Below are 6522 nucleotides of genomic sequence, written 5' to 3' on the forward strand. Positions count from 1 at the left end.
ATTAATGACTGATGCCGATATCCCTAACCCAAGTTAGCGGATACGCACACGCTTTTTATCACTCACAATTTTTTTCAATTCAGCTTTGAGTGCGTCTACAAACTGATCCACTGATTCTTCTGTTTCCAGATAGACACTACTTGAGCTTTTGCTGTAAATGCTAGCAACATCGACTTCGACAACAGGTTTCGGTGGCACTACGGCTGTCACAGGCTGTACAGGACTTGTAGTAGATGCTGAGCTAACTGGACTGGAGGTGGTTGCAGTGTTGGTTACACTCTCTGCTTTGCTCTGAGCCAGTTGTGCCGCTTTGGCCTGACGCTGGATTTCCGCCTGAACTTCGCTTTCCAACTCATACAAGGCTTCATCAAAACGCTCCACGGCGGTTTGGGTTTGCAACATATAGATGGTGGACAGGCTAGTTTCCACTTCAATATCTGTTTTCAGCAGTTGTAGTGGGCGTAATAGCTTGTTACTCAGCTCAGCTGTAGCGATGCCACTGTTTTTAATCTCGGCTTCTAACTGTTTGATCTTGTCATCAATGTGTTCTATCGCCTGATTGCGCTTCTCACTCAACAGTCGCTCATTGACGCTTTCCACAGTGCGAACCAAATCAGCGATTTTATTGAGTAAACCATATGGTGATTCAATGGTCGAAATGCGATGTAATTCAGAGAGGGCTTTTTTTGCCACCTCATCACTGCCCAGCGCCTGTTTGTTTTTCTCAAAATGACGTAAGGCCTGTTGCAGTTGTTGCCAGCTTGGCATCTGGTTGCTGAAGAATTCATGAATGTCACGATAATCTTCTTCCAGATCCAGATAGTCGTCCTTGTTCTCGACCACGGCCTTAAAGAAATCGAAGCTGTCGCTATTCGCCAGCAGACGTTCCAAAGTCAGAATCGACTTTTCAATCACTTTCTTGCCCGGGAACTGCCCGACATCAGTTTTACTCTTATACGACTTAAAGTTGGCTAACCAAGTCTTAAAATGCTGCAAATAGAATTCAAATAGCTCTTTCTCAGTCGCTGGTCCCATGGCCGAGAATAGGTCTTGGGTGAGTTGGCGTGCCTGTTTCAACACCTGATCATCAGTCTGGCGCTTTTTAATGATCGACACATCACGGCGACGGCGGCTGTTTTGTAAAGGCTCAAAGGCATCTTTTAACTGTAAGCTGCCGCCATTTAACTGCAGAGAAATCCGCCCCATTGCCGCCAGCTGACCTACCAGCAGTAAAATCTCGGCATCTGGCCAGCCATAAGGGCGTTTGGCAAAACGATCCACCACATCTGACACCAGAATACGTTCGGTACCAGTTGCCCGTAGCGCAATGTACTGCTCTACTTCTTGTAGTGCTTTCGGATTCGTTTGACCACCATCCAGAGACAATCCGAGCTGCGCCATATCATCCACCGTCAAGACGGCGTTCAGTTCACGCCAGGCATCCTGCTGATAGACTTGCAGATAGCTCAGTTTGGTATAAGTGTTTTCCAGCAAATAACGACAAGCCTCATCCAGCTTGGTGGTTGAACTTGAAGATGAAAGTTGTAGGTGTTGACCCAAGGCATAACTTTCCGCGTCTAGCAACATTTCTTCGACCCGGGCACGCAGACGTTTTTTACGCTCCTGGTTCTCACGGCCACGGTCTGCCAGGATACGGCTGATATCCGATTGGGTGCCATCATCATTTAAGCGAATAAATTTATTGGTTTTCAGCCAGGTGCGCAGTTCATTAAAGAACTGTTTATCGTCTGCCAGTTTAAACAATATCTGCCCTTCAGCCTCGGTGCTTTTACCAATACAGAAAGCTTCTGTGTAGAGGTTATATTCCGTATCCAGTGGAGAAATGATTTCAACTTTCAAATCGCTCTCATACTTGCCATCCAGGCTATGACCATCCAGAAAACGTCCAATCTGATAGTCCATCTTGTTGGCTTGATGGCGGTATTTGTTCTGATCGCGCAGTAAATCTTTAAAGATCAGATTGGCTAACTCTTTATTTTCTTCTGAAGCTGCTAAGTCTGTGGCTTTAATTTTACGAGTGATATCGCGTTCTTCATTGGTCAGGAACAGGAACTCATCGCCATTCCTAGTAATCAGGCTCTCTTTTTCCAGACGCAGTAGGCTTTCTTCAATCCGCTTGCGTAATGCCAGCTTATCTTCATCAATTTTCTCAATCGACAAAGTCACCAGGTTATCCAGCGTACCTTTGATGATATCGACATAGCGGATCATGAACAGGGTACGCAGCATCTGCACATCAAAACCATCCAGGGTCTTATTCTGCTCTGCCTGGTCGATGGTACGCTTCACTGCTGTATCCAGAAATCCTTCCACTGAAGTATAGAAGCGGTAGAAAGGAACCAGGGCACCGACTTCATCTGTAGCAATCGCATTCGCGGCCATCTGGAACGCATCCAGCATGGACCGTTCACCATAGGCCAAGTGTGCACCGGTCGCACCGACTTTACGGATTTCTTCAAATACTTTTTGCACCAGCTGGAAATGGTACGGCGCAAAAGGATAGTTATGAATAAAACTTTCTGGCCCCTCATAGTTCTTGAGGGTTGGACCTGAACGGTCAAAGGTAATCTGATTTTTTAAGATATCGCCCTTTTGCTCAAACACCGATCTGAGCAATGCTTCTGCTTCTGGGGTTTTGCGTAATAAACGTTTCTGGATGACTTCATCGGTATTGGAACTGGACAGTGATAAACGGGTTTTAAAACGTCCAGCAATCTTGGAGAAGTCATTGGCTTTGGAAGAAGACATCTCACCTAAAACAGCATCGATGTCTGCCTGTGAGGTGACGATAATCCAAGCCCGGCCTTTACAAATCGTGCCGAGGTTTTCAGTAATCGTCTGTAAGGTCAGCATCAAGCGGGTATCGCTACCAATAAACTGACCTACTTCATCCACCAGGAACAATATCCGTTGCTGCGGTCCTTTGCTGTCCAGATATTCTTTCACCCACTGACAGAAGTTTTCAACCGAAACACTAAATGTTTGTTCAGAATCTTCAAACCACTTGTGCGCAGCTTCAGCAGATAAGTTGAGGGCTTGGGAAATCGCGGTTTCGACATCATCCTGATAGAACTGATAACCGTCACGCTCCTCTAGCCAGGACATGCCACTGGATTCCTCAAACGCCTGTTTAAAGCGTTCGTAGACACCTTTCTGGCTCAGGTGACGTTCCATATGGGCAATATGTGGATGATCTGCGCTAAACCCCTGATACTCGTTAAACACACGTAAAAACACATTCAGGATCGGATTGCCATCATCATTGGAGCTGGCTTTACTGTCGATGTTAAACAGGATGACATCGGCATGATGGCTGACCGCCTTGCCAATATCCGCACGGATAAACGCATCACGAATTTTGCTTTCATCAAAGAATTCTGCGGCGCTACGCTCGTTACCTTGCGCATCACGTGCCACTTTATTGGCCAGAATATACGACAAGGTTTTCAGGAAATGTGATTTACCTGAACCAAAGAAGCCTGAAATCCATACGCCGACTCGGTTAGCAATCGAGGGATCGCTTAGGTCTGTGCCATAAGACTGGAAAAAGTCCCGAAAATGCTTTTCCAGTTCATTGGTGACCACATACTCATCGAGTTCCTGATAAACCGTGGTATTGTCATTCTGGTCTGCTTTTACGACCCCGTTAATCGCACGATCTAATGGCTTGTAAAAAAGTTCTTTAATGTTCATCTCAATCCATTCCCCCGAATTTTTATTTCTATTTGCCGTGTTTAAGGCACTAATCTGAATGCTCTGTAGTAATTATTGCTTGGAATTTTTCCAAATAAACTCATCGCTTGACCGTCGTAATAACCTGGGTAAAACAGCACCACTGGCTTATGCCCCAGTAACGAATGCAAACTGTTCAATAAGTGATGGGCACGTAACAGTGGCCAAACCGACCCTACCCCAGTCATCAACACAATATCTTGCGCATTGGTGGCATATTTACTTACCAGATAGGGCGCGAACTTATCCATATGCAGTGGGCCTTTCAGCGCTTTGAGCAGCGCCTCATCGCCTTTGGCTTTTTGCATTTGAATGGCTTTATCGATGAAGTTACGCTCAGCCAGATAATCCACCACGGCTTGCAGCAGGTTGATATTCACCACCTTCAGCTGACTGTGTTTTTTCTCCAGCATCCCGTCTAGAAAATGCAGATATTCGCGCACTTTCAACTCATCTTCAGGTGCATAATCAAAAATCCAGAAGCCAATTTCATTGCCCAGTCCTTGCCCGGTGAGAAACTCGGTGGAAAGAATTCGCTCTGGAATCTGATTCAGACGCTCATGTATTGCTTGACTCATTGCTGCCCCTCTACAACTACCGCGTCCATAGCGACACTTCCATAGATCTTTTAATGCGTTGTTTATAATGTTCTTCCAACAGGCTACGCAGCTCTGCTCTGACGATCACACGCTGCAACTCCAGCTTACGGGTACTTTTTAAGTAACCAGCTTCTGCCAGCATGCGAAACACCACCTGCCCCATTTTTTTCTTGCTGGACTCTTTCCAATCACAGATATCCGGATCACGTTGTGAGCGTTCATCCAAAAAATCTGACCAGATATAACTGTCCAAGTATTGCGCCTGAGAGATATAGGCATCCCTCATCACCGTTTCCATAAACTCAAGCAGCAACAAGTTGCGTTCCAATACACCACAAAAAGCCACCTGAGTCGCCAGCTCATCATCCCCATCACGCAAAGCTTTCCAGAAATCAGGCTCTAAGCGCTCCAGACGCTTACGAATAGCGGTGGCATTGCGTTGAGCTGAAGCAGGCGTTCTTTTTTGTAGAATATTGTCAATCTGAATGGCCTGATGCCATTGTTCTGGAGTCGCTTCTCGTAATAACAGATCCGCGATCAGCCGGCTTTCACGCACCATCAGGGAACCGCCAATCAGGTCACTGTCATAATGAAATTGCTCTAACATGGCCAATCTCCTATGAAGCTTGATCAAACAGATAAGACGACAGCTTTTCGATATCTGAACGTTGTAACACTAAGGGATATTTCAAGGCATCATCCGCCTCAGCCAGCGTGATCGCGGCCTGATATCGCTGCAAAGTATAGTGAGCCAGGGCTTTTTTCACCGGAATCTGTAATCTGCCATCAGGCATGCCGAAGTCTTTTTCGACCAGCGCTTTTTGAGCTTCATTCAATTTTGGATTAGGGATCAGCGTCAGTACAATTTCTTCATGCCATTGCTGATCCTGAGCAGGGTCTACTGAGTCAATCGCCACCACAACAGGTGTGCGATCAATTCTGGAGAGTAAAAAGTCCTTAAACTGCTTGCTCTGATGGCAATAGGCACGGACATGCCAGCGAAAACCGGTATACACCAGGGTATGTGGGGAAATCATGCGTTCATGCCACTGCGGATTCTGCATGGAGGCATAAATCATTTTTAAAGTACTTTGGTTGCGGCAGGCACGCAAAACTTCCCGAATCACTTCAGGACGTACACTGCGATCAGGTAATTGAACTGCTGCAAGATTCGGTTCTGGCATCGCAATCAGCGCATGCGATTCACTAACCAAACCTGACAGCATGTTGAGATATTCATTGATATGCGCTGTAGTCAGTACAGGCTGGAAGCTGGCTTTAGGCACATAACCCTTGACGGAGGGGTCATGAATCAAGGCATCGGGGTTATACAGCGTATTATAGCGCTTGATATCCGCAGAAGCCTGCTGTCGACTCAGTCCAAACCAGCTCATCAAACGATTGGTAACCAAACGACCTTCCCAGTATGCAAGGAGTTCAATGGCTCTCATTCTGAGAAGCACTTCATGCTTATCTGTCGTCATATACCAATCAGTCAATAAATAGTAGTTTTAAGATTACCCCATAGCAAATATACAGTAAACATTTTTTACGGTATTTTAAGGTAGTATTGCAATCACCAGTTGACATACTCCCGCCACTTTCGTTTTACCTCAAGTGGGGGATTCTAAAAGCAAAAGCTCTTAGGTGACTTCCTCACGGATTTCACTTGCTTTCTGCTTCACAGGGCGACCTTTACCGCATCCTCCCTCGACAGACAAAACGGCATGTCCTGCCGCCAAAATATTGCAAGAAGCGTTAATATCCGCATTCTCGCTAAAGCCACATTCAACACACTCAAATTTAGCTTGAGTTTGTCGATTCTCTTTCGCTACATGACCGCATGAGCTACACGTTTGACTTGTATATCTAGGGTCAATTTTGACGAGCAAACCACCACGCCATAGCTGTTTGTACTCCAACATATCGACAAGCATCGACAAACCTTGATCAAGAATTGATTTGTTTAAGCCCGATTTGGCTTTAACATTCTTTCCTTTTTTCTCGATTGAGCCTTTCGCTGATTTCGACATATTGGCTACCTTTAACTAAATGTGCGGAATTCTCCATCTATAATCTGTGATTTAGATGGAGATGGATAGCACGCCTTTTCAGTCGGGTCTTTCTTGGTTTTGGATGTATTCTCGAATTACATCAATTGTCGCTCCAC

The 6522-nt window shown here is 45.7% G+C and carries 4 protein-coding genes and 1 pseudogene; all 5 read right to left on the bottom strand.

What is annotated here, in order from left to right; translation table 11 throughout:
- Positions 1–33: 33 nt before the first annotated feature.
- Positions 34–3714, bottom strand: coding sequence for a BREX system P-loop protein BrxC (gene brxC / locus FTU83_RS11060; RefSeq protein ID WP_180106519.1), 3681 nt, complete (start codon positions 3712–3714; stop codon positions 34–36).
- Positions 3715–3755: 41 nt separating this feature from the next.
- Positions 3756–4331 (bottom strand): DUF1788 domain-containing protein, encoded by a 576-nt coding sequence (locus FTU83_RS11065; RefSeq protein WP_065184484.1) that lies wholly within the window; start codon positions 4329–4331, stop codon positions 3756–3758.
- 16 nt (positions 4332–4347) lie between these two features.
- The gene (locus FTU83_RS11070; protein WP_180106521.1) at positions 4348–4959 is read right to left on the bottom strand and encodes a DUF1819 family protein; all 612 of its coding nucleotides are present in this window, start codon (positions 4957–4959) and stop codon (positions 4348–4350) included.
- A 10-nt stretch (positions 4960–4969) separates the two neighbouring features.
- On the bottom strand, positions 4970–5836 hold the full coding sequence (locus FTU83_RS11075) for a WYL domain-containing protein (RefSeq protein ID WP_180106523.1): 867 nt from the start codon (positions 5834–5836) through the stop codon (positions 4970–4972).
- A 159-nt stretch (positions 5837–5995) separates the two neighbouring features.
- Positions 5996–6400 (bottom strand): annotated as a pseudogene (locus FTU83_RS11080) (RNA-guided endonuclease InsQ/TnpB family protein); the annotation flags it as partial.
- Positions 6401–6522 lie beyond the last annotated feature (122 nt).

Origin of the sequence: Acinetobacter sp. YH12152 (genome assembly GCF_013418285.1) — a bacterium.
GTDB lineage: Bacteria > Pseudomonadota > Gammaproteobacteria > Pseudomonadales > Moraxellaceae > Acinetobacter > Acinetobacter amyesii.